We start from the raw sequence: 26139 nt of genomic DNA on the forward strand, positions 1-26139 counted from the left end.
CTCCGACCGGGGCATCATAAACCGCTTAATGGTTTTGTTGTCCAGTGGTCGCCTGCGGATCCCGCCGCGACGGCGAGAGCAGAACGGGACCGGCGCAGCAGCGCGTCCGCCTCCTGCTCATGGACCCGGTGCGCCGCGGACGCCCCGACGGTTCGGGCGGTATGGGGCGCCGACGAGGTCCCCGGCGGCGTCCCCGGCGACGTGCAGGTCTGCGACGTGCAGGTGGCCAGAAGTGGACAGTGGAGTTCGTGGTGTGGGCCGACCAGAGATCATGCGAGTTCTGTCCGTTTCCATGCACGCCGGAGCAGGAGGCCGCTAAATGTCCACCGTTGAGGAGCGCGTGAAGAGCGTCGTCGCGGAGCAGCTGAACGTCGAGCTGGAGGAGGTGACCAACAACGCGTCCTTCGTCGATGACCTGGGGGCGGACTCCCTGGACCTTGTCGAGCTGGGTGTGGCCCTGGAAGAGGAATTCCAGATCGGTATATCCGACGAGGATGCCGAGGGGATCAACACCGTGCAGAACGCCATCGACTGGATCAGGGCGCGCCGGCCGTAGGAGCGTGGTCGGGCTGTCGACGCGATCCGCCGGAGTCGGTGCTGCTGGAAACTGTCACGGAGGGACCTGCGGTCTCCGTCTGCGCCGGAAGCGCAGGTGGGAATCACGGCGTCCGTGACCGCTGCTCCGGCGGAATCCGTGAAGCTGCTCGATCGGGTTCTTCGGACCGCACCAACAGCTCGCGCCGAAGGTGTGGAGGGACGTGGAAGTCGGCGCGCCGCTGCCTGACAGACGGCAGCGGCCGCTGCCGGGTCGCGATGTGGGAGATCCTGACCGTGGCGGCGACCGGGCGGTCGGCATTTGTGCCGCTGGGGCGGTGCGTCGGAAAGTCAGGCCGGACAGTCAGGCAGGTGACTGGGCCAGGATTCCCGTCCTTACGCCGAGACCGGTTCGTCTCAGGCGACCGTCGACGTGAAGGTACGTCGCAGACGTCGGTGGCGATGCGCGAACACCTTGGACACGACCGAGGCCAGCGTGGCGTCGAGACCGGGAAGGCGGGCGAGAGGCTGCCGCAGCTCGAAGGTGACCCGGTCGTGGACCACGGTCCGGGTACCGGCGTTGCCCGGTTCGAGGGTCCGTTCGTGCTCCCACCGCCGCATCGACAGCATCGTCGAAGTCTCGAGGAACCGCCGGCCCGGCTCGCATTCGGCGATGACGAGGTTGTCGTAGTCGAACGGGAGGAACCCGAGCAGCAGCAGCCAGCTTCGGCCGGCCTTGCCCCCCACCGGCAGGTCGTCGAGGGTGGCCCCGCGCAGCAATCGCGGGACCGTCATCCGAATCCACGGCCTGAGCTCGTCGTTCACTCCTTCGATTCGGCTCGCCCGAGCCCACACCCGGGCCGCCGTGGCGGGGACCTCGCTCCACCGCTCGACGACCTGTACGCCCTGCTCCTTCCGGCGGCCGCTGGTCATTCCATGAACCTCAAGGCAGGCTACTTTGGCGGTGCGACCGGACGCCGCGCAGAGATGCCGGGTCCGCCATCTCCGCTGCCGTGGCGCGATGGCGTGCCACGGCAGCCGTGTTCGCGCATCGCACGGAGCAGTAGCTGCGCCGGCCGTTGCGGGACACGTCAACGAACGCCATCTCGCACCTCGCGCGTTCGCATCGCCCGAGTCGGCCCGCGCCGCCACCGCAGATCACCTGAGCCAACCCCGCACTCGTGATCGCCTTGATCCGCGCGACAACGCCAGAATCGGGAAGCCGATAATGCAGGTGCGGACGTCCGTCATGCGCGGATATATACGGCGAACCGGTCGCTTCCGCCAGCAGGTCATTGACCAGGTCGTGGAGCCGGTGGTCCGCCGGCAGGCCGAAACACGCGTCCAGCCGGTCGGCCCAGCGCAGCAGATCCGTCCGCGCGGCGTCGTTGTCGAGCTCCGCCTCGACCACCGCATGGCCCCGCAGAACCGCCCGCACCAGATGCGCGGGCGCATTCCTCTCGAGATTTGCCAGGTCAGCCGCCAGATGCGCCCCGTGCATACTGTAATGGTTGAACTGCACCTTGTCATTGCAGCACTCTCGGAGGCGCCATGCAAGACGCGCCTACCGCCAGAGAGGCTGAGTCCATGACGGTGATGCACGCGACGGCTGTGAGCACCCTGAGGGAAGAGATCGAGAAGATGGGCGGCTCCGTCTTCCGACACGAGGCGCTGCGGAACGCCTTCTGTGAGAGGTGGACGACCCGTTCCCTGCCGGCGGAGGAAGTCAGTGTGTTCGCCGTCGAATACCTGACCAGAACCATCAGGACGAGCGAGATGGTAGCGCTGTCCGTAGTGAATACGGTGGACCGTGCCGCGCGGACGGAATGCGTGAAAAACCTGGTCTCCGAATATGGGGGAGGCGATCCCGAGAAAGGGGGTCTGGAGTTCCGAGCCCATGCGAACGCGGTACCTGCTGCTCGGGCCCGCTAGCGACGCCGGCCCGCGGGACCCGAGCCGTGACCCGGAACACCGCCACCAGGCCGGTGCCCGGGGCCGGTGGGTGCCCGCAGGCCTCGTGCTCGCCCAGGTCCTGAGCCTGCAGTGCGGCGCCGCGGCGGCCAAGAACCTGTTCCCCGCCGTGGGCACCACCGCGACCGTCCTGATGCGCCTGTGGTTCGCCGCGCTGCTCCTGCTCGCCCTGGCGCGGCCCAGCCTTCGGGTCACCCGTGCCAGGGGCATACGCCCGACAGCCGCACTGGGGTGCGTTCTCGCGGCCATGAACATGGCGTACTTCCAGGCCGTCGCGCACCTACCCCTCGGCATCGCGGCCGTCCTGGAACTGCTCGGACCACTCGCGGTGGCGACCGTCATGTCGCGGAGTCGGGCAGACGTCCTCGCGGCGGTACTGGCCTTCGGCGGAATCACATTGATCGCCTTTCCCCACGGGGCTGGGGTCACCGCCGCCGGCCTGACACCGGGCCTGCTCGCGGCGATCCTGCGTGCCTCCTACGTCCTGCTGACCGGGCACATCGGACGCACGACCGCCGACCTGTCAGGTCTCGCCGTCGCCCTCCTCGTCGGCGCTTGCGTCTTCACCCCGTTCGCCCTGGCCTTCGGGCACGTCCACCGCCTCGGTGACCCGAGGAACCTGGCCCTGGGGCTGCTGGTCGCGGTCCTCTCCTCGGCGCTGCCCTACACACTTGACGTCCACACGCTGCGGAGAACCAGCGCCAGGGTCTTCGGTGTCCTGCTCTGCCTGGGGCCCGCGGTCGGCGCCGTCGTCGGATATCTCCTGCTGGGGGAGCAGCTCAGCCCGCGGCAGGTGATCGCGGTTCTGCTCATCACCACGGCCACCCTTGTGGTCTCCCGTCGAAAGGAGGCCACTCACCGCATTCCGCCGCCGTGAGGACCAAACAGAGTGAATCGCCCCGGGTTACCTGGAGGCCGGCTGGTTTGAGGGAAGTGCGTTGCGTCGGGTCAGATGAGGAGGTCGTGTACTCGGACCGGAGTGAGGCCGGCTGTGCGTAGGTTCGCGACGATTCTGGGAAACGCGCTGACGGTGCCCGGGTACCCGAAGTGCATGCTCACGATCGAGCCCGGCCTGGTGTCTGCGCGGATGCGGGCGACGACGGCGTCGGCTCCCGGGGAGGTGTAGTCGAGCGGGTCGACGTCGAAGTCGACGACCGTGCGGTAACCGGCGGCGCCGGCCTCGGTGAGGATCAGCGGGGTGGCGGTGCTCGTGCCGGAAGGCCGGAAGTAGCGGCCCTGGGTCGGGGCGAGCCGGGCGAGGACGTCCCGGCAGCCGGCGATCTCGGCGGCCACCTGATCGGCGGGCAGCGCGGTCAGCGTCGGGTGGGTGAGGGTGTGGTTCGCCAGTTCGTTACCGGCCGCCAGGATCGTCGGGACGAGATCGCGATGGCCGTCCAGCCACTGGCCGACCGCGAACACCGTGATCGGCACGGAGAGCTGGGCGGCGTCGGCGAGCAGTTGGTGGGCCAGTGAGAGATCCTGGCCGGCCTCGTGCGGACCGAGATGGAAGGTGAGAGCGACCTGGGGCCGGTCCCGCGGGCCGTGGGTGATCGCAGCCGCGGGCCCTCCCGGCACCAGTCCCGGGCCGGTCAGGGCCGACGCCACGGAGGGTGCCGCCGTGCCGGTCTCCACGGTGCCGAGGGCCGCGGCGGAAGGCTGCGGGGTGGACGACGGTGAGGCTGACTCCGCCGGTTGTGGCCCTCCGACGGCACAGGCCGCGAGGCCGCCGGCGGCGGCTGCGGCTGCGGCCGCCGCGACGCCGGTCGCGGTCAGGAAGCGGCGGCGGGAGAGGTCGTGGTCGAATATCTCGGTCATAGCGGAGGCTGCTCGACGTGGCCCGCGGTCATCGGGTGCGATGGTAGCCGGGAAAATCCCGTCCGCTTCCTGGCCACAGTAGGTGTTCCCTTCCGTAAGTCCCGAAGGCGTCCGGCTTCGCTCACCGAATCCGTCCCCAGTATTCCGTGGCGGGATGTGAGAGCTATGAGACGGGCGAGGAATCGAGGCACATCCACCTCCACTCCTCCGGCCGAAATGGGAGTGCCTGAGCCCAGCTCATCCGGCGTGGCTATGCTGACCCCGTGCCGGACCGAGCATCCTCCCGTCGTCGGCGAACAACGAAAAGATTTCGCCGTTGGGATCCGGGTGTGCTGGTGGTGGCGGTGACGCCGGTCGTCGCGGTACTCGCCCTTGGTCTCTACCTGGCCACCGATATCGGGCGTGGCTCCGATGCACAGACCACCGCCGCCAGAGCCACCGCCAATGCCACTGCCGGCGCCTCGCACCCGGGGATGTCGCACCCGGGGACGGGTGGTCCGGTGAGCCCCTCCGGCGCCGCCGGTGGCGGTGGCGTCCCGGCTGTCGACGTCTACTCGCAGGCCCGCGCGGGGATGCTGAGCCCGGCCGTACGCGACGACCCGCCGCTGGTCTACGTGCCGAACCTGCGCGACGGCACGGTCACCGTGATCGACCAGCGCACCCTGCGGGTGGTGGAGAGCTACCACACCGGCCGTGCGCCGCAGCACGTCGTCCCCTCCTGGGATCTGCGGACCCTGTGGGTGAACAACAACCAGGGCAACAGCCTGTCGCCGATCGACCCGCGCACCGGGCGGCTGGCTGGGCCCGCTGTGCCCGTCGCTGACCCGTACAACCTGTACTTCACACCCGACGGTGCCAATGCGATGGTCATCGCGGAGGCGAACCACGAAATCGACTTCCGTGATCCGCGCACGTTCGCGCTGCGGCACAGCCTCGACGTGGGAAGCGCCTGCGCGGGCGTGAACCACGTCGACTTCTCCGTCGACGGCACCTACGCGATCGCCACCTGTGAGTTCGCCGGCCGGCTCGTCAAGGTCGACCTCGCCCACCAGAGCGTCCTCGGCTACCTCGACCTCGGCCGGGAGGCGGCACCGCAGGACATCAAGATCGACCCGGCCGGCGGGGTCTGGTACGTCGCCGACATGAACTCCGACGGAGTCCACCTCATCGACGGGGACAACTTCACCAAGGTCGGTTTCGTGCACACCGGGCCGGAGACCCACGGGCTCTACCCGAGCCGCGACGGCCGGTTCCTCTACGTAGCCAACCGCGGCGGGCAGATGCAGTCGATGAAACCACCGTTCCCGCACGCCGGAACGCAGGGCTCGGTCTCGGTCATCTCCTTCGCCACCCGCGCGGTGGTGGCCAACTGGCCGATTCCCGGCGGGGGAACCCCGGACATGGGCAACGTCAACGCCGACGGCACCCGCCTGTGGCTCGCCGGCCGGCGCAGCGACGTCGTCTACGTGTTCGACACCGGTGGCGGGAACGGCGCGGATCCGACCACCGGCAGGCTCCTCACCGAGATCCCCGTCGGGCACGAACCGCACGGCCTCACGGTCTGGCCGCAACCCGGGCGCTATTCCCTGGGCCACACCGGAATCATGCGCTGATCCTTGCCTCACCGGGCAGCTTGTCCCAGCCCTCTCCTGTCACGCTCGCGGCTCGCGGCCAGCCCGGCGATGGCGCCGGTCGGCAGGTGCGTCCTTCGCGTCGTGACCGCGGTACGGGACCGGTGGTGGTATCAACAGTGATACCGTTGGTTGATGGCGATGACACTGCGCTTGACGGATGATGAGGCGGAGGCTCTGCGTCTGCGTTCGGAGCTGGAACAGCGGTCGATGCAGGAGATCGCCCGGGAGGCGATCAGGGAGTACATCGAGGCACACAGCCGGGCGGAGCTGCTGGATCAGGTGTTGGACGAGGAGCTTCCGCGGTACGCGGAGGCGCTTCGCCGGCTTGGCGAATGATCTACCTGACGCTTCGCGAACTGCTGTACATCGCCGAGCGTGCCATCGGCTCCGAGCCGGTGGTCAGGGACCATGGCCTGCTTGAATCCGCTCTCGCGCGCCCGCGGGCGACGGTGTTCGGCCGTGACGCCTATCCCACTCCTGACGGCAAGGCCGCCGCGCTCCTGCATTCGCTGGCTCGCAACCATGCCCTCGTCGATGGGAACAAGCGGCTCGCTCTCGCCGGTCTGATCGCCTTCTACGGTGTCAACGGCCGCCGCCTGACGCTGACCAACGACGAGGCCTACGACCTCGTGGTGAGAATCGCCTCCGGCGTCCTCGATTCCGTCGAGGACATCACCAAGATCCTTGAAGGGGCGACCCGGAGTCGTCGGTGAGGACCGGACATGTCTCGCCGTATCGGGCTGGGGCCCTCAATACACCAGCGACGTCGAACCGCGGCGATGACGCTCGCGGGGCTTGGGGGTCGCTTTGGCACCCGGACGAGTAGTCGTGGTTCCGGGCGACGACGGCGGGTCCGACGGGCCGGATGTGGCCCGACCGCGGATGCCGGACGACGTAACCGGCGGTAAGCCGGCGCGACCGCCGGCGGCGGGCCTTATCCCGGGCGCCCGTTGCGTCGTGGGAATGCTGGATCATCGGGCTGGCGCTCTGAGTCCGGAGCACTGACCCGGGACGCATCGACCCAGAGAGCACTGGGCTGGGGAGCGCTGGGCTGGCTTCGGTATCCCCGGCTGCCGCATCGCTGGGCGCGAGGTCCGGTCCGGTTGCTCTCGGCCGCCCGCACGAGGGTACGGAGGAGCCACCCGACCTGCCGGATGCGGAACAGGACCAGCCGCAGGCCGGGGGGCAGCCCGGTGGGTGTTGCCGCGGCAATATCGGGCCGGTGCGCCGCGGCCGCCATCTCGGCTCGGGTCGGCCGGAGCCAGCGGCGCAGCAGCGCCCGGCGTTGCGACGCGGGGGCGAGACGCAGCAGTCGGGTCGCGCCGATCAGCCCCGCCGCGTCCTCGGCGAGCCATAGCCGCTGCGCGAACGGGATCCGCCGGGGTAGTCCGAGAGCGTCGGCGAGGCTGGCCGCGGCCGGGGAGCTCAGACGCAGGGCCGTCGTCAGCGCCGGTTCGGCGCCGATCTGCCGGGCCAGGTCATGCGCGTCCGCCCAGACGGGAAGCGGGAAGGTGTCGACGGCGCGTTCGAGGTCGCGCCCGGCGTTCTCCCGCTTCGTCGGCGCCTGGATGGCGTGGATCGCGAGGTGGCAGGCGTGCGCCGCGGGGTCGTAGGCGTTGACGGCGTGGCCCTGCAGGTCAAAGTCGATCAGGTGGGCGCTCAGGGCCGCCCAGATCTCCGCAGGCGTCGCGGTCGCGATCGGCAACGTCCAATGCAGATCAACGGTCTCCCCGGCGCCGCGCACGAAAGTCTGGGCGTGGATTGCCGGGTCCATCGGTCGATACCCCTGCCGCACCAGGACCTCCGCGGCCGTCGCGAACGTGGCCGGGTGGACGAGCAGGTCGGTGTCGCGCCGTGGTCGTGGGACACCGGGGTACAGGCGGCGGGTGGTGACCGGACCCTTGAGCAGGATCGTGCCCACGCCCGCGTCGGTGAGGATGGTGATGATCTGGGCGGCGCGGGCGTCCAGCAACAACGTCTGAGCGGCGGCCACGATGTGGGCGATGTCCCGCTCCCGGCCGGCACCGACGGCCTGTTCCCGCTCCGCCGCGGCCGGCACCGACCGCTCGGGGCGGGTCGCAGCATCGCTTCCTACCTGACTCGTGGCGATGCGCCAGTGCGGGTCCGACACACGCCACACTCTTCCTTGCGAAGAGTAACGAGTCAACTTCTTAACGTTAGGATCACGTCTCGTGACGGTACCCTTGGCCACGTTGCGTGCCTGGTGGGAACGGTCCACGATGGGTAGCCGCCGGCCCGGGCGCAGGGTCGCGGCGCTTGCGGTTCTTGGTCTGCTCGCCGGCGCGGGGGAGTTCCTGCTCATCGTGCTGGTGGTGCGGCTGCCCGGGGGAGACAGCCGGCTCGGGTCCTTCCTGCCGGACAGGTTGACCTCGGATCGGGCGGCCACGGCCGCCGCCGCCCTCGCTGTGACGGCGTTTGTCGCCGGGGTACACGTCGCGTCGGCCCGGACGGCCACGCGCACCGGCGTCGAAGCGCTCGGCTGGGCGCGCGGCCGACTGCTGGATCACTATCTCGCCGCGCCCTACCTCGCCCAGCGCGCCGAGCCGACCGGGCGGCTGCAGGAACTGGTGCTCGGCGAGGCGTCGCAGGTCGCCTTCGGGGCGCAGCGCGCGGCCGAGGCGGTGGCGGCAGCCCTCAACATCGCGGCACTGACGGCGCTCGCCCTGGCGATCAGCCCGGTTGCCACCGGCGCCTTGCTCGGGGTCGTGGCGGTCACGGCGACGGCGGTGCGCAGGGCGCGGCGGCACAGCCGTGCCCTTGCCGCCCGGGCTGTGGCGGCATCCTCGGCGCTGGCAGAGAGCGTGACCGAGACCACTACGATCACGGCCGAACTCCGTGTCTTCGGGGTCACGGCCAGCGCGCAGCACCTCCTTTTCGACCAGGCCGGGCACGCCGGGGCGGAGTTCGGACGGATGCAGCTGCGCGTGGCACTGACGCCGCTCCTCGGCCGGGATCTCGGCGTGGCGATGATGATCCCGGCTCTGTTGGCCGTGCTGGCGCTCCGTGACCTCCGGATCGAGACCCTCGGGGTCACGATCGTGCTGGCGCTGCGCAGCCTCGGCCAGGCGTCGTCGCTGGTCGCGGCGATCCACCAGCTCGACGAACGCGGCCTGCACCTGGACCGCATCGACGACCACCTGCGGCGCTGGCGCGATCCACGACCGCCGGTGGCGGGCGTGGCCCACCCAGGTGCTGCCCGCTGCCAACCGGGTGCTGGCCGCCTGCGCATGGAGGCCGTGGCCGTGACCTACCCGGGCGCCGATCGCCCGGCGCTGCGGGATATTGACCTGGAGCTCCGCCCCGGCGAGCGGCTCGGCGTCGTCGGCCGCAGTGGCGCCGGCAAGTCCACCCTCGCCGGCGTCCTGCTCGGTCTGCTGGCCCCCGACCGGGGGCGCGTCCTCGTCGATGGCGTGGACCGGTCCACCATCGATCCGGCTGGCTGGTTTCGCCGCGTCGCGACCGTGACTCAGCAACCTGCCATGATCACCGGGACGGTGGCGGAGAACATCCGGTTCCTGCGCGCGGGCATCCCGGATGCCGCCCTGCGGGAGGCCGCGCTGGCCGCCGGGCTGGCCGCCGACCTGGCTCGCTGGCCGGACGGGCTGGACCATCCGGCGGGTGTGCACGGCTCGCGCGTCTCCGGCGGGCAGCGCCAGCGGATCGCGCTCGCCCGCGCCCTGGCCGGCGCTCCGGACCTGCTCGTCCTGGACGAGCCGAGCAGTGCCCTGGACGCCCATGCCGAGCAGGCGCTGCGGGCCGCGCTCGCGGCGCTTGGGCCGCGGACCACGGTGCTGATCATCGCGCATCGTCTTTCGACCGTGCTCGACTGCGATCGCCTGGCCGTCCTCGACGGCGGCCGGATGGTCGCGCTCGGGAGCCCCGCCGAGCTGGCGGGAACCGACGGGTACTTCCGCGACGCGCTCGCGCTGTCGGAGGTTGCTCTACCAAGTTCGATTACTGTCAGTGATTAAATAGGTACGTTCGAGTAGCGGTCACAGCTCCAGGCCGCTGCCACCTGGAGGTAATCCATGACCGAATCCGGGAGCCACGGCTCGACCGCGGACCCGCCGGACCAGGCGGCCCCGGCATCCTCCGCCGCCCCCGCCCCACTGGACATGATCGAGGTCCGGCGGGACGTCCTCGCCGCGGACCTGGGCGAGGAGATCGTCCTCCTGCACCCCGAGGACGGGTCCTACTTCGCGCTGAACGAGACCGGCGCCCGGCTGTGGCGGCTGCTCGGTGATGGTCCGGTTGCCGAGGACGTGGTGGCCGTTCGGGTCGCCGGCGAGTTGGCCGCCGGGTGGACCGTTGACCAGCCCACCGCCAAGGCGGACGCTCGGGCGCTGCTCGCCGCGCTGGTCGAGCGCGGCCTGGTCACCCGCGTCCGGCCGTGACGGCCGCCCGGCTTCGCTCCGCGGGTGGGAGGCTTCGCCGATTTTCCCAGCCGCTTCACTTGGTGGCCGCCCGGCTTCGCTCCGCGGCTGGGAGGCTTCGCCGATTTTCCCAGCCGCTTCACTCGGTGGCCGCCCGGCGCGGCGCCCGGTCGGTGGCGCTGGAACGCGCCGTCGCCGCCCAGTTGTGGCTCGCGGCCGCCGCGATCGAGGTCGCGCTGCGGGTCTGGCCGTTGCCGGCCCTGCTCGCCCGGGCGCCGGCGGCCCGGTCCGCGCGGATGCGGTGGTTCCCGGCCGGCCGCGGCCACCTCGCCGAAGCCCGGCTCGACCGCCTCGCCTTCCGGGCGACCACCTGGTGGCGCGGCAGCCGGGCCTGCCTGCCGCTGGCATTGCTGCGGGGCTGGCTCGCGGCGAGCGCCGGCCACGACGCGGCGGTCGTGCTCGGGGTCCGCCGGGAGGTCTCCGCCCCGTTCACCGCGCACGCCTGGGTCGAGGTCGACGGCGAGGTGCGCGGCGAGCCCGCCGACCCGGCGACCGCGTTCCACCGCATCGCTCGCTATCACCTGACCCCACAGCATCACCTGACCCCACAGCATCACCCGACCCCACAGCATCACCCGACGCCACAGCATCACCTGACGCCACAGCCGGGAGGAAGACCATGACGTTCTGCGGCGAGCTCCGCCTTGACGGCCGGCCGGCGGCCCCGGAGACGGCGCGCGCCATGCTCGCCGCGTCGGTTGTCCCGGTCGATCCCGATTCGGTCCGGGTGCATACCGACGGGCCGCTGACCCTCGCGGGGGCGCCGGATCCCGCCCTCGGCGCAGGCGCCGACCTCGCGACGTCCCCCACCGGACTGTTCGCGCTCGTCGACGGGCCGGCGTCGGTGGAGAACCCGGCCCGGACGGAGGACCGCCTGGCCGGTGCGGCGGCGAGCTGGCTTGCCAGCACGTTCGCCACCCGGGACACGACCTGCCTCGACGACCTGCTGGGCGACTGGTTGGCCCTGCTGTGGGACCCTTGTTCGACGCGACTGGTGCTGGCCCGCGCCGTGCTGGGCTGGCGCCGCCCGGTCGTCTACGCGGACAGCACCAGGGTGGTTTTCGGTACCGAGCTGAGCCACCTGCGTGCCGCCGGCGTCCCGTTCCGGCTGGCTGAGACCGTGTTCGCCGAGACGCTGATGTGCACCCAGACCACCGTGCACGAGACCATGATCCAGGGCGTCCAGCGCGTGCCCGGCGGCGAACTGCTCGACATCCAGGCAGGCAAGGCACCGCAGCGGCGGTCGTTCTCGTCCTTGCTGACGCAGGTGCCTCCGCTGGGCTCGACGAGTCTTGCGGCCTCGGCCAGTTCCCTGCGTACCGCCTTGGACGCGGCTGTCACGTCGGCCGTTCTCCCCGGCGGAGCGGCCGTGCAGCTTTCCGGTGGCCTCGACTCCAGCACGCTGACCGGGATCGGGCACCGACTCCCGTCCCGCCGCGGAGTGGGCGCGCGGCTGCTCCCCGTCAGCCTGGTGTTCCCGGGCCAGCCGCACGACGAGTCGGCGTGGATTGCGGCGGTGGAGGAGCACCTCGGCGTCACCGCGCTGCGGGTCGAACCGGGTCCGTACGACTGGGACCGCTGGCGAGCCTGGGTGGCCGACACCGCGGAGGTGCCACCTCGGCCGAACGCGGCGCTGGCGATGCAGTTGCCGGAGCCCGTCCGGGCCGAGGGGCTCAGCGTCGTCCTGACCGGCGAGGGGGGCGACGACTGGTTGAAGGGTTGGCGCTACCACTGGCCCGACCTGCTACGCGCCGGCCATCTGGCGCCGCTGTGGCGGCAGAGCGGCCCGGGACGCCGTCCGCGGGACCTGGCACGGCGAGTGCGGCTCCTTGGGCGGGCCGCCTACCGGCCGCTGCGTCAGGGTCGCGTCATGCCCCGCCCGGCCTTCCCCTGGGTCCGCCCGGAACGGCTGAAAGGCCTCGGCCTTGACGACCGCTGGCAGCAGATGGTGGCCCGGGACGGGACCACCTTCGCCTCTCACGACCACTACGGACGGTGGGCGGTGATGCCCCGGCGGCAGGCGGCGCCCATCCTGGACTCGCTTCGGCTGGCCACCGCGGCGGCGGGCATCGACAGCCGCCATCCCTTCCACGACAAGCGGGTCGTCCGCTGCGCCCTGACGATGCCGGGTAGCACGATGTACGCCCCTGACCTCACCAAGCGGGTGATGCGCGCCGCGGCGCACGACGCGCTTCCCCCCGCGATAGGCCGCCGTCGCGGCAAGGCACGGTTCGATCTGGAAGTCCTGCGGACGACCGAGGCCGGCGGTGGCCTGCGGACGCTCGCTGCCGGTCCGTTGGCCGCTGACGGCTGGATAGACCTGACCGGAGCGGAGAGCGCCTGGGAGCATGCCGCCGGGCTGGCCCGAACGGGTGGCCTTCCGCGGGTCCCGCAACACAGCCTGGGGGTCTTCTGGCAGCTCGTTGAGCTCGACACCTGGCTTACTCACGCCGGCGTGCAAGGGTAGAGCCCTCGATCACTGCTACTCTCCGTAGCGGATCGATACCTACAGTGAACTTTGGAGGGGCACATGAGCGCCACGTCGGACGCCACCACCGAGCCGACTTCCCTCGCGCGTAGGCCATACGAGAGGCCCAGCATGACCGACTACGGCAGCCTCGCGAGGCGCACCGCGGACATCGGGCCCCTACTCATCTTCGACCTCATCGTCTTCGCGGACCAGGTCAGCTAGGCGGAGTGGACACCCATCGCACGAACCGCCGGGCAGGATGGCGATGTTGACCACGGAGACAAGCTCGACCGCGTTGGACCGGTACCGGTTCGGCGCGGTCGAGGTCCGCTCGGATGTCCCGCTCCCCGGCTACCGGGAATACTGGACGGCGGCCGGCCGATCGCGGATTCTCGTCAACGTTCGCCGTGACACCGATCCGCCGGCACCGGGGCACCTCCTCGGGCGGCACAAGGGGCGCAGCGGCTTGCTGGAGATCCGGGAGACCGCGGACCGCGGTCGCGTCGTCGTGGCCGAAGGCCTGACCGCCTTCACGATCACGGCGGACGGGGCGGTGCGATGGCACCTGCCGGGCAGCCGGGATCCCGGCGTCGACGACGCCGACTTCCTGGTGTCATCCATTGTCCCGTGGGCAGTGGCCACCGAGCCTGGGACCGCGGTCGTGCACGCCGCGTGCCTCGCCACCTCCCGCGGCGCCGTCCTGCTCTGCGGCCCGTCCGGTGTCGGCAAGTCCACCCTCTCCACCGCGCTCCATCAGGACCTCGGATGGCACCTTCTCGGTGACGACGCCGCGTTGATCCGGGTCGACAACGGCCTGCCGGTGGCCCTTTCCTGCAGTCGTGAGGTGCGGCTCTGGGCGGACTCCGGCGAGTTGCTCGGGATGGGCGCGGGTGTCCTCCTGCCGCGCTACCAGTCCAAGAGCCGGCACCCCGTCGCCGGGCCGGCCGACAAGCCCGTCGAGGTCGGGTTCGTTGTGCGGCTGCTCGATCCGGACACGGATTCCCTCGCCGAGCCGCCCGGTGTCCGCCACGCCGTGCCATCCCCGACCGACGGGGTGCGCATGACCCGGCTCCGAGCCGGGGACGGCATCGCGATGCTGCGCCTGCGGCTGATGCGCCTGCCCTCGACGAGCATCACCGAAACCGCTCGGGACTTCACCCTCCTCACCGCCTGGGGCCGTCGGATCGCCTTTTCGACGCTGTGCTACCCGCGCACCGCCGACGCCCTCCCGGCAGCGGTTCAGGCCATTGCCCACCTGATCAGCGAGGCCGAGCGCCGGCCACTGACATCGGAGCTGAGAATTTCGGCGACCGGACGATCGTCGTAGTGATGTGATGGCAGTCGGTGCGGGAGTTCCGGGAGTGGCTGACGACCGATGCGTGTTCTGCGCGGTCGTGCGGGGTGCGCCCGCCGTCCCGTGTAGGAGGACACATGGAACGCGGCGAAGTCTGGTGGGTGGACTTCGATGAGCGGCGGCCGGTCGTTCTGCTCTCGGGAGAGGAGCCCGGTGGGTTTCGGGCCATACAGGTCGTCGCTCCAGCGAACATCGAGATCAGCGGCGTGGCTGTCGAGGTGGCAGTAGGCGCCCCCGAGGGCCTGCCCCTGGGCGGTGTCCTGCGAGTCGCGCTCCCACGCCCAGGCCTCGTTCCTTGCACGTGGCTGGTCACCCTGACCAGAGCAGACCTGATCGAGAAGGCCGGAAGCCTGTCGCCCGCGAAGCTCGGCGAGATCGACGAAGCTCTCCGTCTCAGTGGCCTGGAGCAGGTGGACGCTGCGGGAGCCGATGGTTGATGCTCGTAGAGCCGTTGGCAGGTCGCTACGGGTCCACTGGTCGCGAAGGCCGTCGATCCAGCGACAGAGGGGCTCGACGGAACATCAGCCGACACGCCGATCAACTTCTCAGACCCACCGGCACTTCTCAGATCACTTCTCGACTCCCGCGGAACTTCTCATAATCCCTGGGAACGGACAGTTAGCCGGCCTCGCTGCTCGTGGACGGCGCTCGGTTCCTCTTCACCAACGCGTACGAGAGCGCGCTGCTGCGGCAGCTGACCGGGTGGAGCGAGGCCGAGGTGCTGGCGCGCGTCGGCGTGTGGATCGTCACCCGGGGCGCTGACGGGGTCTCGTTCCTGACCGCCGACGGGCCGGCCGAGCACGTGCCCGCCGTCGCGACGGACCCCACCGGTGTGGGCGACGCCTTCCGGGCCGGCTTCCTCGCGGGCCTGTCCCGGGGCTGCCCCACCGCCGTGCCGCCCAACTGGGCTGCGGCGTAGCCACGATCGTCCTCGAGTCCGTCGGCACCCAGGAGTACAAGCTGCTGCCCTGGCTTCCTGCCCCGGATGGAGGCCGGCGCAGCCGCCCTGTGGGAGGCGATCCGCCGGATCGAGGCGTTCGCCCCGAGCTTCGTCTCGGTCACCTACGGGGCCGGGGGGGGCGTCCCGGGACCGCACGGTCGAGCTGACGAAGCGGATCGCGGCGGAGACCACACCACGCCCCGTGGCCCACCTGACGGCGGTGGCGCACTCGGTCGCCGAACTGCGGCACGTCATCGGCCAGTACGCGGACACCAGCGTCCGGGACGTTTTCCTGGCCTTGCGGGGTGACCCGCCGGGCGACCCGAACGCGTCCTGGATCCCGCACCCGCACGGCTTCTCCCGCGCCTGGGAGCTGGTCCGGCTGGTGCGGGAATCGGGAGCGTTCAGCGTCGGCGTGGCCGCGTTCCCCGAGCGCCATCCGCGCTCCACCGACTGGGAGTCCGACGTCCGACACTTCGTGGCCAAGTGCCGTGCGGGCGCGGACTACGCGGTCACCCAGATGTTCTTCCGGGCCGAGGACTACCTGCGGCTGCGAGACCGGGTCGTGATGGCGGGGTGCGACATCCCGATCATCCCCGCGATTGTGCCGGCCACGGACGCCCGGCAGATCGCCCGGTTCGCCGAGCTGAGCGGGGCCACGTTCCCGGAGGACCTGGCCCGGCGGCTGGAAGCAGTGGGTGGTTGGCCAGCGGGTCGGCGGATCGGCGTCGACTTCGCGGTGGCCATGGCCGAGCGGCTGCTCGTCGAGGGCGTTCCCGGCCTGCACTACATCACGCTCAACCAGTCCACGGCGACCTCGGAGATCCACCGCGCGCTGCTCGGCTCCAGGCTGACCGAACGCGCCCTGGCGGGGCCCGGACCTGAGCCGCTACCGCGCCGGCCAGGGACGAGCCGGGGGCGCCTGCGTTCACTCCTCCTCAATGCCCAACAGGTCCAGGAAGGCGGCGGCCGCCGGGGTGCGGCCTTCCCGGCCCCAGATCACGTACTCGGTGCGGGCCGGTGCGTCCGTGACCTCGATCGTGGCCATACCGGCAAGGCCCGCGACGTACGCGGGCGGGAGCAGGGCCACGCCCAGGCCCGCGCCGACCAGACGGGCCAGGTAATCCGCGTTGGTTACCTCGAAGGCGACCTCGCGGGTGAGACCGGCGGCGTCGAAGGCCAGATCGGACTGGGCCCGGCCGGCGGTCTTCGCCGGGAGGTCCACGAACACCTCCGAGGACAGCCGGCGGAGGTCGACCGAAGTCTCGCCGGCGAGCGGGTGGTCTGGGGAGACCACGGCGACCAGCCGTTCCCGGGCCAGCTCCCGGGCCATGACGCCCCGGGGGCGGGCCGTGACCGGGATGCCGAGGAAGGCCACCTCGATCTCGCCCTGCCTGACCCGCTCGACGAGCTCGTCGCTCGCTCCCACGCTGAGGCTGATCCGGGCCTTCGGATGGCGCTGGTGGAACTCTTTGAGGACGGTGGGAATGTCCACGGCGGCGACGGTGGGGATCAGCCCCAGCGCGAGGCGTCCGCGCACCTCCCCGACGGCCGCCGCGACTTCGGCGGCGGCCCGCTCCGCCGCGTCCAGGCACTGGCGGGCAGCGGGCAGGAAGGCCGCGCCCGCCGCGGTCAGCCGGACCCGGCGACTGGTGCGTTCGAAGAGCCTCGCACCCAGTTCTTTCTCCAGGCGCGCGATCTGGTGGCTGAGTGCGGACTGCACCACCAGGCAGCGCTGGGCCGCCCTCGTAAAGCTGTTCGTCTCGGCCACGGCGATCACGTAACGCATCTGCTGGAGCTCCATGGATCCATCGTGATACGAGATGCATCACGTGACAAACATGTGTTGGATTCATTGATACCCCCGGCCCGACACTGGTGACGACCGCACACCGCAGGAACGTCCTCAGGCCGACTCCGCCGGGCGGGCCCTCGATCGGGGCCCCTCCGGCATGCCCGCAAGCCGCGCCGCCGCTGCCCTCTCCCTATCTCCCGCACCTGGGCGCACCCCGCCGAGGCGTGCCTGCGCGCCCGCGACACCGAAAGGACGAGCGACCGCCATGAGCACCACGCCAGTGCGTTCCGAGACGACCATCGCCGACATCTGAGTGGACCCCCGCTGCCCCTGGGCATGGATCACCTCACGCTGGATGCTGGAGGTGGAGCAGGTCCGGCCGCTGGAGACCCGTTTCCGCATCATGAGCCTGTCGGTCCTCAACGAGGGCCGCGAGGTCCCAGAGAAGTACCGCCAGGGCATGATCGACGGCTGGGCCTGCGTGCGCGTGTGCGTCGCGGCGCAGCAGCAGCACGGCGACGAAGTGCTGCGCCCCCTCTACAACGCCATGGGCCGTCTGATCCACCACGAGAAGGCCGGGCTCGGCCACGACATGATCCGCGCCGCCCTGGAGGAGGCGGGTCTGCCCGCCGACGTCATCGAGGCCGCGGAGGACAACTCTTGGGACAAGAAGCTGCGGGCCGAGCACCACGAGGGGATGGACCCGGTCGGCTCCGAGGTCGGCACCCCCCGTGATCCACGTGCCCGGCCCGGACGGAGAGCCGCTGGCGTTCTTCGGCCCCGTGCTCACCCCTGCCCCCCGAGGCGAGGCGGCCGGAAAGCTCTGGGACGGCGTGCTGGCGGTGGCGAGCACCGACGGCTTCTTCGAGCTGAAGCGTGGCCGCGACCGCGACCCGATCTTCGACTGAGCCGGCCGGACGGACGTCGGAGGCCGGTGATGCGAGATGCGAGGCGAGATGAAGAGCAGACAGAACGTACTCACGGCGGCCGTGACCGGCCTGGCGCCGGCAGTCTGGGGCAGCACCTACCTGGTGACCACCGAACTGCTGCCACCGGACCGGCCGCTCCTGGCGACCACCATGCGAGCCCTGCCCAGCGGCCTGGTCCTGTTAGCCCTCGGCCGGCGGCTTCCTGCCGGCATCTGGTGGTGGCGCGCGCTGGTGCTGGGCGTTCTGAACATCGGCGCCTTCAACTTCCTGCTCTTCGTCGCGGCCTACCGACTGCCGGGTGGCATCGCCGCCATGATCATGTCGGCGCAGCCCATGTTCGTCGTGATCCTCGCTGCACTCTTCCTCGGCGAGAGGATCAGAGCCCTCCCCGCCCTGGCCTGCGCCATGGGCGCCGGAGGCGTGGTGCTGCTCGTCTTCAAGGGCACGGTGTCCCTCGACACCATGGGAGTCCTCGCCGCAGTCGGCGGAGCGCTGTGCATGGCCTCGGGCATCACCCTGACCAAGCGGTGGGGCCGGCCCGAGGGTGTCAGCCTGCTCACGTTCACCGGGTGGCAACTCACCGCGGGCGGTCTGGTCCTGCTGCCGTTCTGGTTGTCACTGGAAGATCTTCCCGACGGTCTCACCGGTTCCAACGTCTTCGGGTTCGCCTACCTCATCACCCTGGGCGCGGTCCTGAGCTACATCGTCTGGTTCCGGGGCCTCGAACGCCTGCCGGCCGTGGCGGTCTCCTTCCTCGCGCTGGGCAGCCCGGTCGTGGCGGCGCTGCTGGGCTACCTCTTCAAGGACCAGACGCTGACCGCCCCCCAGATCGTCGGCATCGTCGTCATCTTCCTGGCGATCCTGCTCGGCCAGCCCCGCCCACCCAAGAAGAAGTCCGAGGAAACCCCCTCGGCCGCACCCCGCACCACTACCTATCACCTCCCCGACCAACCCGCTCGGGAACAGGAACGCAGCGGATAACGGCCCGCCGGGTCGTGTCCGGGTCTGTAAAGTTATCGGTGCAACTGTGGCGAATCGGACTATTTGCGACCTGCGGTAAGCCGGCCGTCGAACGCGACGTCGAAGGCGTTGAGCGCGCCCTTCCAGCGGATCACCCAGCGTTTGCGGCCCTGCCCGGTGGGATCCAGGCTCATGACCGCCATGTAGACGCACTTCATCGCGCAGGCGGAGGGCCCCACGCTGCGCGGTGCTCCTGGCGTCCGGCGTGGGCCTCGCCCCCGATGCCTAACAGCCGTGATCTACACCGCGCTGGTCCCGCCGAGGTAGCTCAGGCTGGGCGGCAGGTATGGGGAGTACTGGAGAGGACTGCATCTCCAGCCCCTCAGTAGCGGACCGTTCTTCCGCTTCGCGAGCTGCCGGCCGATGCGTTCGGCCACGGCGATCGGGTCCGCGTCCACCTCGCCGTTGGTGACGCGAATGGTACTGATCTGCATTCGCTTGAGCTCCTGGTCGCGGCACGCGTCATCGGCACGGGAGCGCTCTGACAGGTGAGAGGTTCCGTCGATCTCCACGCAGGTTTTCGGCTCGGGGCAGAACAGATCCATCCGCCGGCCTCCGATCGGAACCTGGGGGATCCACTGGACTGGCATCTGGCGGAGATAGAACCACAATCGACGTTCCCGCGGATAAATCTTCGGCGGGTGCTGGGAGCCGTGCCCGTATGCGCCGGAAAGAATACCCTCCGCGTAGTTGCTGAGGCGAGATCTGTGGGTGGTGGCGCTGCGACCATGGACGGTTTGGACGATGTTTGCCCGCAGGACCTCAGGGTCGGGAAAGGAACCCGAGCGAGGGTGGGGAAAGGACGCGACCTGTTGCGCCAGATTCTCACGACGTCCAGGGCTCGGCCAGCGTACGGATGAGAGGTCGACAGGCCGGCCGGACGGTGACGCCCGCAGGGGTGCCGACAGCCATAACCGCAGGGGCGCGTATTCGTCCCGGCTCACGCGGGACAGCGTCAGCCACCCGGAGACGACCCGGCCCGCGCGGGCTTCCTGACCAACGAGGCCGGACCAACCCCGCCCCTCCGGCCCAGCCAGCACGGCGACCTGACCGGTTCCGCAGGTGACGGCGACCTTGTCGTCCGTCGCCTGATCCCTCCTCATCGGAAGTAGGAGCACCGGCACGACCGGAGGTCGCCGATCACGGTCGCGTCGAGATGTGACGGATCGGAAGGCGATACCTGCCGCCGTGGCGACCGTTCCGTCGCCGAGGTGGCGACGAAGCGGCACATCGACCAGCGGCCCGGACGACCACGCCAGCTCTGGGGGCAGGTCAAGCCATGCGGTCGGAAGGCGTCGGGACCAGAGAGAACCGGGTCTCATCAGACGGGCCCGGTCTGCGCGGGGCGTGGGTGGCCGGGATCGGGGCCCTGGCGGATTCCCGCCCACACGCTGTCGCGTGCCCTGGTGATGGCCACATACAACTGCCGGCGTTCCAGCCGGGTGCGTTCATGAAACGCGTCGGCGGACTCGGATGCCCGTCGAGGGCCCGGGAAGAGATTGCGGTCAGGGATGCAGACGTGGGCGAAGTCGAGGGCCTTGGCCCGGTGGTATGTGCCGATCTTGACGAACCCACGGCTGGTTCCGTCGTACTGCTTGAGCGACACCGCAGGGATATCGCACCCAGCGAGCACCCGCAGCCAGCGTGACTCCGCCTCGTTCGTCGACACGAGTACGGCCATGTCGCCGTACCGGGCATCCCTGTTGTCATGCAGCTGCGTGAGATGCGCGCACAGTGCCGCGTCCTGCGCGGCCGCGTCGGGCACGGTGACCTCGGCTATCTCGCCTCCGGGGCGGTCGATGTCGACCTCGCGCCGCCCGTGCTCCGGGGTGCCGTCGAGATCGTCGAAGCTGTCGTCCACGATCACTGTCTGGGCATAGCGCAGGATCTCCGCCCGGTTGCGGTAGTTTCTCGTCAGCACAGTGGAACGTCCCACGACAGGGACACCGGCCTCGGCGAGGGTGAATCCGCCGGGATAGATGGACTGCTGACCGTCGCCGACGACGAGCAGGCCGTCGGGCTTGTCCCCGACGAAGGCGTGTAACAGCTGGAGCCCGACGCAGGTCAGATCCTGCACCTCGTCGACGATCACCGCGTCGTACGGGGTCTCGGAGCTTGCGCGGACCAGGTCGCGGGCCAGGAGCAGCACGTCGTCGCGGTCGAGGACTTTGCGCTCCGTCCGGAGCCGCTCGTATCGCTCGTAGAGGTCCCAGACCGCGCGCCGGTGGGTTGGTTGCAACGGCGTGCTGCGCCCCACCCGTGCCAGGCTGGCGTACTGCGAGTAGGAGGTCAGGCCCCTGCCCTTGATGACGGTCGCGATCTCGTCCCGCCAGTACTGGTGGCCGAGGCCGAGGTCAGGCAGGACCGAGTTCCGCCCGACCTGGGCCCAGGCCCGCCAGAAGCAGGTGTCGGCGGCGTCCTGCTGATGCCGGCCCGACAGGCCGTGATCGCGAAGACAGCGCGCGGCGACGGCGTGGACGTTGGTGAACTCGATTCTCTCGACGTGGTCGGGTGCCATCCGGGTCAGCAGGGCGCGGTAGACCGGTCCCAGCGTTCGCACCAGCGAGGTGAACAGCACCCGGTCCCCGCGGGTCGCCAGGTGTTTGGCGCGGTGCAGCGCGACGACCGTCTTGCCGGTGCCTGCCGGGCCCCGGACCCGGGCCGGGCCAGACAACCGCCGCCCGGCGAGGCGGGCCTGCGTCGGGTGCAGCCAGGTCATCCAGGTCTCGATCGGTTCACGATCGGCGGCGTCGAGGAGCTCCCGCCACAGCTCGTCTCGGCTGAGCAACGAACCCTGGCCGGGTGCCCAGCTCTGGCCGGGCGACGAACCCGGATCCGGCCTGTCTGTGTCCGACGGCGCGGTCCGGGCCGACAGCTTCGGGGTGGATGTCCGTCCGCCGGCGATGGGCGGATCGGTCTGGTCCCTCCGGGGTGTCGGCGGGCGTGCTGCGGCCGGCGCGCGTGGCACGACCGGGTCCGCGGCGCGGGGCATCGGAGGACATCCGTGCTCGAGCTGTTCCAGTAACCGCTCGACCATGTCAGGTGTCAGTCGGGCACCGCGGCGCGCCAGTTCCCGGGCGAGGTCGTACTCTCCCAGCACCGTCACCTCGTCGATCGGCTCCCGGATGTTCCTCCGTCCGGCTAGGACCAGCAGCGCCACCACCTCGGTCGGCGGCAGGCCCGCGTCCGCCAGCACCTCCGCCACGGCGGCGGCCTGATCCGCGAGCTTGCGGATGTCGTCGTCCGCGTCGGCATCGCCGCGCCACAGGCGCCCCCTCTCGATGGCGGCCTCCCGCCAGTTCTTCACGTCCACGACGAACACCCCGCCGGACCCCGCCAGGATCACGTCGATGTTGGCCCGCCGGGTGCCCGGCCACCGCCGATCCGGCAGGACGTGCCACCCGGCGTCCTCCATGACCAGTAGCGCCCGGGCCACGTTCTGTTCGGCACGGCCGCCGGCCTCCCATCGCCTACGGTGACGGCTCAGCTGGCGCTGGGTATCGCTCAGGTGCTGGATCTGCCGCTCGACTCCGGCGATCTCCATGCCGAGCAGCACGGCCTGACCGAGAGCGGACGGCTCCGGTAGCCGGCGCGGACCCGCCACCGGCCCGGAGGTTGTAGGCGTCACAGCCGCAGGGGGCTGCGGCGACCCCGTGCCGAGTGTCGGAACAGCGGTCCCGGGGAGCATCGTCGGCGATCCGTCGGCAGGCACGTCACGACCTCCTCACCTTGCGTCATAGATGAGAATAGGTCGAGAGGGGAACGTTTGGCGCGGTTTGCGTTATGTAGGGCCACTTGAAGGCCGACCAAGAACCTTTACCGCCAGAAGCGCCGACTCGACCAAACAAATGTTCGAAGTTCTGGATGGGATGGTGGTTGTCGCGAGACGTAGCGAAAACCTGAAGCGGACCCCTGCCTGGCGGTGGGCTGTCCAAGGCGTTCGGGAAGGCCTGCGGCTCCGAGTCGCGCACTCGACTTTGTTGCTCCGTGGGTGCAGGTCGGTGGACATGGGAAGCCGGTTCGTGCGGCGTTGGGGACCGATGTGACCGGCTCCGATGGGCCGGTCGACGAGCCATGCCTTGCATGGAATATGCCTTCGATGTACTGCTGTTGCAGTGGACATTGACTGGCCTGAGGACTTCGGCCGGTGGCTCGACCACCTGGAGGAGGAGGTGCGTGCAGGCGACGAAAATTCGCGTCTCCTGCTGGCCTACGCCGCTCGTGCCCTCGACCAGTTGCGGAACCTGACAGATCCGCCCACCCGGGACAGCGAGATGGCGACCCTGCGCTGGGTGCGGCAGTCTCGCCGCTACCGCTCTGGCGGGTCTCGCACGCCTACGACCCACGGGTAGCTGTCAGGCTGATCTGCTGCTTTCCTCCCGCGACCGGCACCGTGGTCGTCGCGCTGTTCGCCGCCGACAAGGTCAGGTTGGGGGACGTCTTCTACGACGGAGTAGCCGCCAGAGCCGACCCCATGATCGACCAGTGGAAGCGCGAGACCTCTTACGAGGAGAAGCCATGACAGGGGACGCCCCGCGGCTCCCATCGAAGTTCGTCCGTGGCAACGACCACCTGGACCGGCTCCTGGCCGACCCCCAGCTCGCCGCCGATGTCGCCGAGGCCCACGTGGCGGCCGAGGAGATGGACCGGGTCTACGCCATGAACCTGGCGATGATCCGCAAGGCGGCGCAGATGACCCAGGCAGAGGTCGCCAAGAAGCTCGGTGTCGGCCAAGCTGCTGTCTCGCGCCTCGAAAGCCGTGAGGACATGCTCCTGTCGACCCTCTACGACTACCTCACCGCTACTGGCGCAGACACCGCGAGCATCGTCGTCACCGTCCACGGACGCCGCATCGAACTCGACCTCGGCATCATCCACGGCGCCCGGACCGCCTGACGACACGGACACCTCGACGGCATTCGCCGAGCCGGGGAGTCGCGGGCGGGCCCGCGGGCGACGAACCAGCGTCACAGCAGGAATGGCCACCCGACGTGGGTCGGTTGCGTGAAGCACCCGCCGGCGACCGGTGCCCGCTCAGGGCGCAGATCGGGTGCGTTGTAGACGGGCCTCGGCCCGAACGAGCCAGTAGGGCCGACGGTCTTCCCGCGTCGTAGCCGGTGCGAGCCCGGCCAGGGAATCAGTCGCTGCGTGCGACCCCTATCTGGCGCGGACCCTCTGCCGCATGCTGGTCGTTCATCATCGCCGGATGGACAGTCGCGGGAGCCACTGCCTGGGCATGTGGACCATAGCTGCAGCGCTCCGCGTCTGCCCGGTCACGCCATGGAGGTTCGCATTAGTGCTGGTCGCCACGATGCCTGATCTGGCCAATGCCCAGGTCGCACCGATGGTCGCGGTGACCGGTGCGCCCGGCAGGGATCGAACCTGCGACCCAGTGCTTAGTGCCGCATCAGGCAACGTTGGCCCGGTCGACGATTCGCCTGAGTTGCTGATCGTGAGCGTGGTTGTTCCGCCAGATGATGTAGCGGCGGATCATGCTGGCCTGGGCTCGGTGGTTGCGGTGGTCGGTCCCGTCGAGCGCGAAGTAGCGCAGGGCGGTGAACTGGGCCTCGATGCGGTTGAGCCAGGAACTGTTCGTCGGGGTGTAGGCGATCTCGACGTTGTTCGCCGTGGCCCAGTCCCCGACCCGGCTGTCGACGCGGGTCGTCAGGTGCGGGCTGTAGTTGTCACAGATGATCGCGATCCGGACGTCGGGTGGGTAGAGCGAGCGTAGGTAGCGGCAGAACGTCAGGAACGTGGTGCGGTTCTTCGTGACCTTCACATGGCCGTAGAGCCGGTCGCGGTTCAGGTCGTAGGCGGCGAGCAGATGCCGCACACCCTGGGTGCGGGTGTAGGTCGCGCGTAACCGCCGTCGTGGACCCCGTTTCGGGTCGGTGTTCTTCCCGCCGATGCCGGCCCACATCCGTCCGGGGCGGGGTTGGAGGTTGAGGGGGCCGAACTCGTCCATGCAGAAGATCACGGTGGGTTCGTCCGTCTCCGGGCGGACCTGCCCGTCGGCGATCGCGTAGAGGTGCTCGACGCGGGCCTTCTTGACCTCGTAGTTCGGGTCGGTGCTGGTCTTCCAGGTCTTCAGGCGTTGAAACGAGACGCCCTCCTCACGGAGGAGAACCCGTAGGCCCTCATGGCTGATGTCGTCGACCACCCCCTCGGCGACCAGGAACTCGCCCAGTTTCGACAGGCTCCAGGTCGAGAACGGGAGCTGGTGCTCCGACGGCCGCGACTTCGCGATCTTCTTGATCTCCCGGCGTTCCGGCAGGGTGAACTTCCTCGGCCGGCCGCCTGAGTACTTCGGGTACAGCGAGGTGAACCCGTCGGTGTTGAAGTTGTGGATCACATCGCGGACCCGGTCCTCGGACGTGAACGTGACCTCGGCGATCTTCGTCGGGGTCATGCCCTGCGCCGAGAGCAGGACCATCTGCGCTCGGCGCCAGGTCACCACCGACCCCGAGGACCGTCTGACGATCCTCAGCAGTTTCTGCCCCTCGTCCGGATCGATCTCCCGGACCCGTACCCGTTCCGCCACAGGACGGATCATCGAACCAGCAGCCGCACCGGCCGGGGATCCGGGCCGGCGCGCCGCTCACAACTCGGGGCAAACCTTCGCGGGAGCGGCATTAGAAGCAATTGAGGCTGGTGCGCAATGCTGAACTGCCTGTTCGCAGGTGGTGCGCGAGCGTAGGGGCCATAGTTATCAGTTGTCTGACGGAGTGGTTTTTCGCTGCCTGGTGGGTGGTGTTCTTGCGCTGTGCTCGGAGGTTTTTTGCCGGCCGTCGAACGCTGGTGGGATGTGTTGTGCCGAGTCGGCAGTGGCGCGACGCAATTACGGCCTGGCGTTCCGTTGGTGGTGCTGTGATCCGAGGATTCTACGGAATTTGGTAGCTCTGGGTGACGTGGCTGCGACGGTCGTTTTTGGTTTGACTGGAAGAAGTGTTGTCTGATGGTACACGCGGAGCTGGCTGCTTGAAGACTGTTGTTCGCTGAATTTCAGATCGGCGCACATCTCTCTGCGGGCTTCTTGATGTATTGGTGCTAGGGAAATTCGCTGGCGTTGGCCCGGTAGTGGTTCTCGTCCTTGGTTGGTGTCCATAGAAAAGTCGCCGCATCGTCGCCGGCGGTGGCGAGCAGGGTGGTGCCGTCGGGTCCGGGCACAGCGGTGAGGGCGGTCACCCGGTCGGTGTGGCCGGTGAGGGGTCGGCTGTGGGGTT

28 protein-coding genes and 2 pseudogenes are annotated in these 26139 nt (G+C 69.9%); 21 read left to right on the plus strand and 9 right to left on the minus strand.

What is annotated here, in order from left to right:
* Positions 1–319 precede the first annotated feature (319 nt).
* Complete coding sequence (gene acpP / locus AWX74_RS32070; protein WP_091284385.1) at positions 320–556, plus strand: acyl carrier protein; 237 nt, start codon at positions 320–322, stop codon at positions 554–556.
* A gap of 395 nt (positions 557–951) precedes the next feature.
* Here acpP and AWX74_RS32075 read toward each other — a convergent pair whose 3' ends face one another.
* Positions 952–1467, minus strand: a complete 516-nt coding sequence (locus tag AWX74_RS32075) for an SRPBCC family protein (RefSeq protein WP_091284388.1) — start codon at positions 1465–1467, stop codon at positions 952–954.
* A gap of 10 nt (positions 1468–1477) precedes the next feature.
* Positions 1478–2035, minus strand: a complete 558-nt coding sequence (locus tag AWX74_RS32080) for a CGNR zinc finger domain-containing protein (RefSeq protein WP_226931374.1) — start codon at positions 2033–2035, stop codon at positions 1478–1480.
* 86 nt (positions 2036–2121) lie between these two features.
* On the opposite strand from AWX74_RS32080, the gene AWX74_RS32085 reads away from it, so the two are divergent.
* Complete coding sequence (locus tag AWX74_RS32085; protein WP_207550463.1) at positions 2122–2466, plus strand: hypothetical protein; 345 nt, start codon at positions 2122–2124, stop codon at positions 2464–2466.
* Positions 2432–3382, plus strand: a complete 951-nt coding sequence (locus AWX74_RS32090) for an EamA family transporter (RefSeq protein ID WP_114476443.1) — start codon at positions 2432–2434, stop codon at positions 3380–3382. Before AWX74_RS32085 ends, AWX74_RS32090 begins: the two co-directional genes overlap by 35 nt.
* 71 nt (positions 3383–3453) lie before the next feature.
* On the opposite strand, the gene AWX74_RS32095 is transcribed toward AWX74_RS32090, so the two are convergent.
* A complete protein-coding gene (locus tag AWX74_RS32095; RefSeq protein ID WP_091284394.1) occupies positions 3454–4320 on the minus strand; it encodes a polysaccharide deacetylase family protein in 867 nt (288 codons plus the stop codon).
* A gap of 335 nt (positions 4321–4655) precedes the next feature.
* On the opposite strand from AWX74_RS32095, the gene AWX74_RS32100 reads away from it, so the two are divergent.
* From AWX74_RS32100 to AWX74_RS32110, 3 genes are all read left to right on the plus strand, one after another.
* Positions 4656–5933 carry a YncE family protein gene (locus tag AWX74_RS32100; protein WP_091284435.1) on the plus strand — a complete coding sequence of 426 codons (1278 nt, stop codon included), beginning with the start codon at positions 4656–4658 and terminating at the stop codon, positions 5931–5933.
* A 171-nt stretch (positions 5934–6104) separates the two neighbouring features.
* Positions 6105–6290 (plus strand): hypothetical protein, encoded by a 186-nt coding sequence (locus AWX74_RS32105; RefSeq protein WP_232295235.1) that lies wholly within the window; start codon positions 6105–6107, stop codon positions 6288–6290.
* Positions 6287–6667 carry a type II toxin-antitoxin system death-on-curing family toxin gene (locus AWX74_RS32110; protein WP_091284396.1) on the plus strand — a complete coding sequence of 127 codons (381 nt, stop codon included), beginning with the start codon at positions 6287–6289 and terminating at the stop codon, positions 6665–6667. Before AWX74_RS32105 ends, AWX74_RS32110 begins: the two co-directional genes overlap by 4 nt.
* 221 nt (positions 6668–6888) lie before the next feature.
* Here the strand turns inward: AWX74_RS32110 and AWX74_RS32115 are convergent, their stop codons facing one another.
* Positions 6889–8085, minus strand: coding sequence for a nucleotidyltransferase family protein (locus tag AWX74_RS32115; RefSeq protein ID WP_193209877.1), 1197 nt, complete (start codon positions 8083–8085; stop codon positions 6889–6891).
* Between the two features lie 61 nt (positions 8086–8146).
* Here AWX74_RS32115 and AWX74_RS32120 point away from each other — a divergent pair, with 61 nt between their 5' ends.
* The 9 genes and pseudogenes from AWX74_RS32120 to AWX74_RS32155 all read left to right on the plus strand — a co-directional run.
* Positions 8147–9946 carry an ATP-binding cassette domain-containing protein gene (locus AWX74_RS32120; RefSeq protein WP_242666509.1) on the plus strand — a complete coding sequence of 600 codons (1800 nt, stop codon included), beginning with the start codon at positions 8147–8149 and terminating at the stop codon, positions 9944–9946.
* A 57-nt stretch (positions 9947–10003) separates the two neighbouring features.
* A complete protein-coding gene (locus AWX74_RS32125) occupies positions 10004–10369 on the plus strand; it encodes a PqqD family protein (protein ID WP_207550464.1) in 366 nt (121 codons plus the stop codon).
* Between the two features lie 125 nt (positions 10370–10494).
* Entirely contained in the window at positions 10495–11031 is a 537-nt protein-coding gene (locus AWX74_RS32130) for a lasso peptide biosynthesis B2 protein (protein ID WP_091284399.1), read from the plus strand.
* A complete protein-coding gene (locus AWX74_RS32135; protein ID WP_091284401.1) occupies positions 11028–12875 on the plus strand; it encodes an asparagine synthase-related protein in 1848 nt (615 codons plus the stop codon). Before AWX74_RS32130 ends, AWX74_RS32135 begins: the two co-directional genes overlap by 4 nt.
* Before the next feature lie 63 nt (positions 12876–12938).
* Complete coding sequence (locus tag AWX74_RS40340) at positions 12939–13100, plus strand: hypothetical protein (protein WP_165615876.1); 162 nt, start codon at positions 12939–12941, stop codon at positions 13098–13100.
* A 43-nt stretch (positions 13101–13143) separates the two neighbouring features.
* The gene (locus AWX74_RS32140; protein WP_091284403.1) at positions 13144–14205 is read left to right on the plus strand and encodes an AAA family ATPase; all 1062 of its coding nucleotides are present in this window, start codon (positions 13144–13146) and stop codon (positions 14203–14205) included.
* Between the two features lie 104 nt (positions 14206–14309).
* Positions 14310–14669, plus strand: a complete 360-nt coding sequence (locus tag AWX74_RS32145; protein WP_091284405.1) for a type II toxin-antitoxin system PemK/MazF family toxin — start codon at positions 14310–14312, stop codon at positions 14667–14669.
* A 200-nt stretch (positions 14670–14869) separates the two neighbouring features.
* Complete coding sequence (locus AWX74_RS32150) at positions 14870–15151, plus strand: PfkB family carbohydrate kinase (protein WP_242666510.1); 282 nt, start codon at positions 14870–14872, stop codon at positions 15149–15151.
* A 196-nt stretch (positions 15152–15347) separates the two neighbouring features.
* A pseudogene (locus AWX74_RS32155) lies at positions 15348–15947 on the plus strand (methylenetetrahydrofolate reductase); the annotation flags it as partial.
* Positions 15948–16100: 153 nt separating this feature from the next.
* Here the strand turns inward: AWX74_RS32155 and AWX74_RS32160 are convergent.
* Entirely contained in the window at positions 16101–16976 is an 876-nt protein-coding gene (locus AWX74_RS32160) for a LysR family transcriptional regulator (RefSeq protein ID WP_091284407.1), read from the minus strand.
* Positions 16977–17322: 346 nt separating this feature from the next.
* Here AWX74_RS32160 and AWX74_RS42895 point away from each other — a divergent pair.
* The 3 genes and pseudogenes from AWX74_RS42895 to AWX74_RS32170 all read left to right on the plus strand — a co-directional run.
* Positions 17323–17628 (plus strand): annotated as a pseudogene (locus AWX74_RS42895) (mycothiol-dependent nitroreductase Rv2466c family protein); the annotation flags it as partial.
* Positions 17629–17698: 70 nt separating this feature from the next.
* A complete protein-coding gene (locus AWX74_RS42900) occupies positions 17699–17875 on the plus strand; it encodes a mycothiol-dependent nitroreductase Rv2466c family protein (RefSeq protein WP_242666512.1) in 177 nt (58 codons plus the stop codon).
* Between the two features lie 48 nt (positions 17876–17923).
* Entirely contained in the window at positions 17924–18877 is a 954-nt protein-coding gene (locus AWX74_RS32170) for an EamA family transporter (RefSeq protein ID WP_091284441.1), read from the plus strand.
* 59 nt (positions 18878–18936) lie between these two features.
* On the opposite strand, the gene AWX74_RS39220 is transcribed toward AWX74_RS32170, so the two are convergent.
* Genes AWX74_RS39220 through AWX74_RS32180 form a run of 3 tightly spaced genes read right to left on the minus strand, consistent with a single transcriptional unit; the run spans position 18937 to position 22604 of the window.
* Entirely contained in the window at positions 18937–19095 is a 159-nt protein-coding gene (locus tag AWX74_RS39220; protein WP_207550465.1) for a hypothetical protein, read from the minus strand.
* Positions 19096–19155: 60 nt separating this feature from the next.
* Positions 19156–20238, minus strand: a complete 1083-nt coding sequence (locus tag AWX74_RS42175; RefSeq protein ID WP_091284409.1) for an endonuclease domain-containing protein — start codon at positions 20236–20238, stop codon at positions 19156–19158.
* A complete protein-coding gene (locus AWX74_RS32180; protein ID WP_091284442.1) occupies positions 20238–22604 on the minus strand; it encodes a nuclease-related domain-containing DEAD/DEAH box helicase in 2367 nt (788 codons plus the stop codon). The genes AWX74_RS42175 and AWX74_RS32180 overlap by 1 nt, the downstream gene beginning before the upstream one ends.
* A gap of 427 nt (positions 22605–23031) precedes the next feature.
* Between AWX74_RS32180 and AWX74_RS40950 the strand changes: the two genes are divergently transcribed.
* From AWX74_RS40950 to AWX74_RS32190, 3 genes are read left to right on the plus strand one after another with little or no spacing between them, the layout of a single operon-like run.
* Positions 23032–23268: a hypothetical protein gene (locus AWX74_RS40950; protein WP_207550467.1), complete on the plus strand. Its 237-nt coding sequence runs from the start codon at positions 23032–23034 to the stop codon at positions 23266–23268.
* A gap of 41 nt (positions 23269–23309) precedes the next feature.
* Entirely contained in the window at positions 23310–23438 is a 129-nt protein-coding gene (locus AWX74_RS42180; RefSeq protein ID WP_278184671.1) for a hypothetical protein, read from the plus strand.
* A complete protein-coding gene (locus AWX74_RS32190; RefSeq protein WP_091284411.1) occupies positions 23435–23812 on the plus strand; it encodes a helix-turn-helix domain-containing protein in 378 nt (125 codons plus the stop codon). Before AWX74_RS42180 ends, AWX74_RS32190 begins: the two co-directional genes overlap by 4 nt.
* A 511-nt stretch (positions 23813–24323) precedes the next feature.
* Here the strand turns inward: AWX74_RS32190 and AWX74_RS32195 are convergent.
* Positions 24324–25469 carry an IS630 family transposase gene (locus AWX74_RS32195; RefSeq protein WP_091284413.1) on the minus strand — a complete coding sequence of 382 codons (1146 nt, stop codon included), beginning with the start codon at positions 25467–25469 and terminating at the stop codon, positions 24324–24326.
* Between the last annotated feature and the right edge of the window lie 670 nt (positions 25470–26139).

The sequence above is a fragment of the Parafrankia irregularis genome (genome assembly GCF_001536285.1).
GTDB classification, from domain to species: Bacteria; Actinomycetota; Actinomycetes; order Frankiales; family Frankiaceae; genus Parafrankia; species Parafrankia irregularis.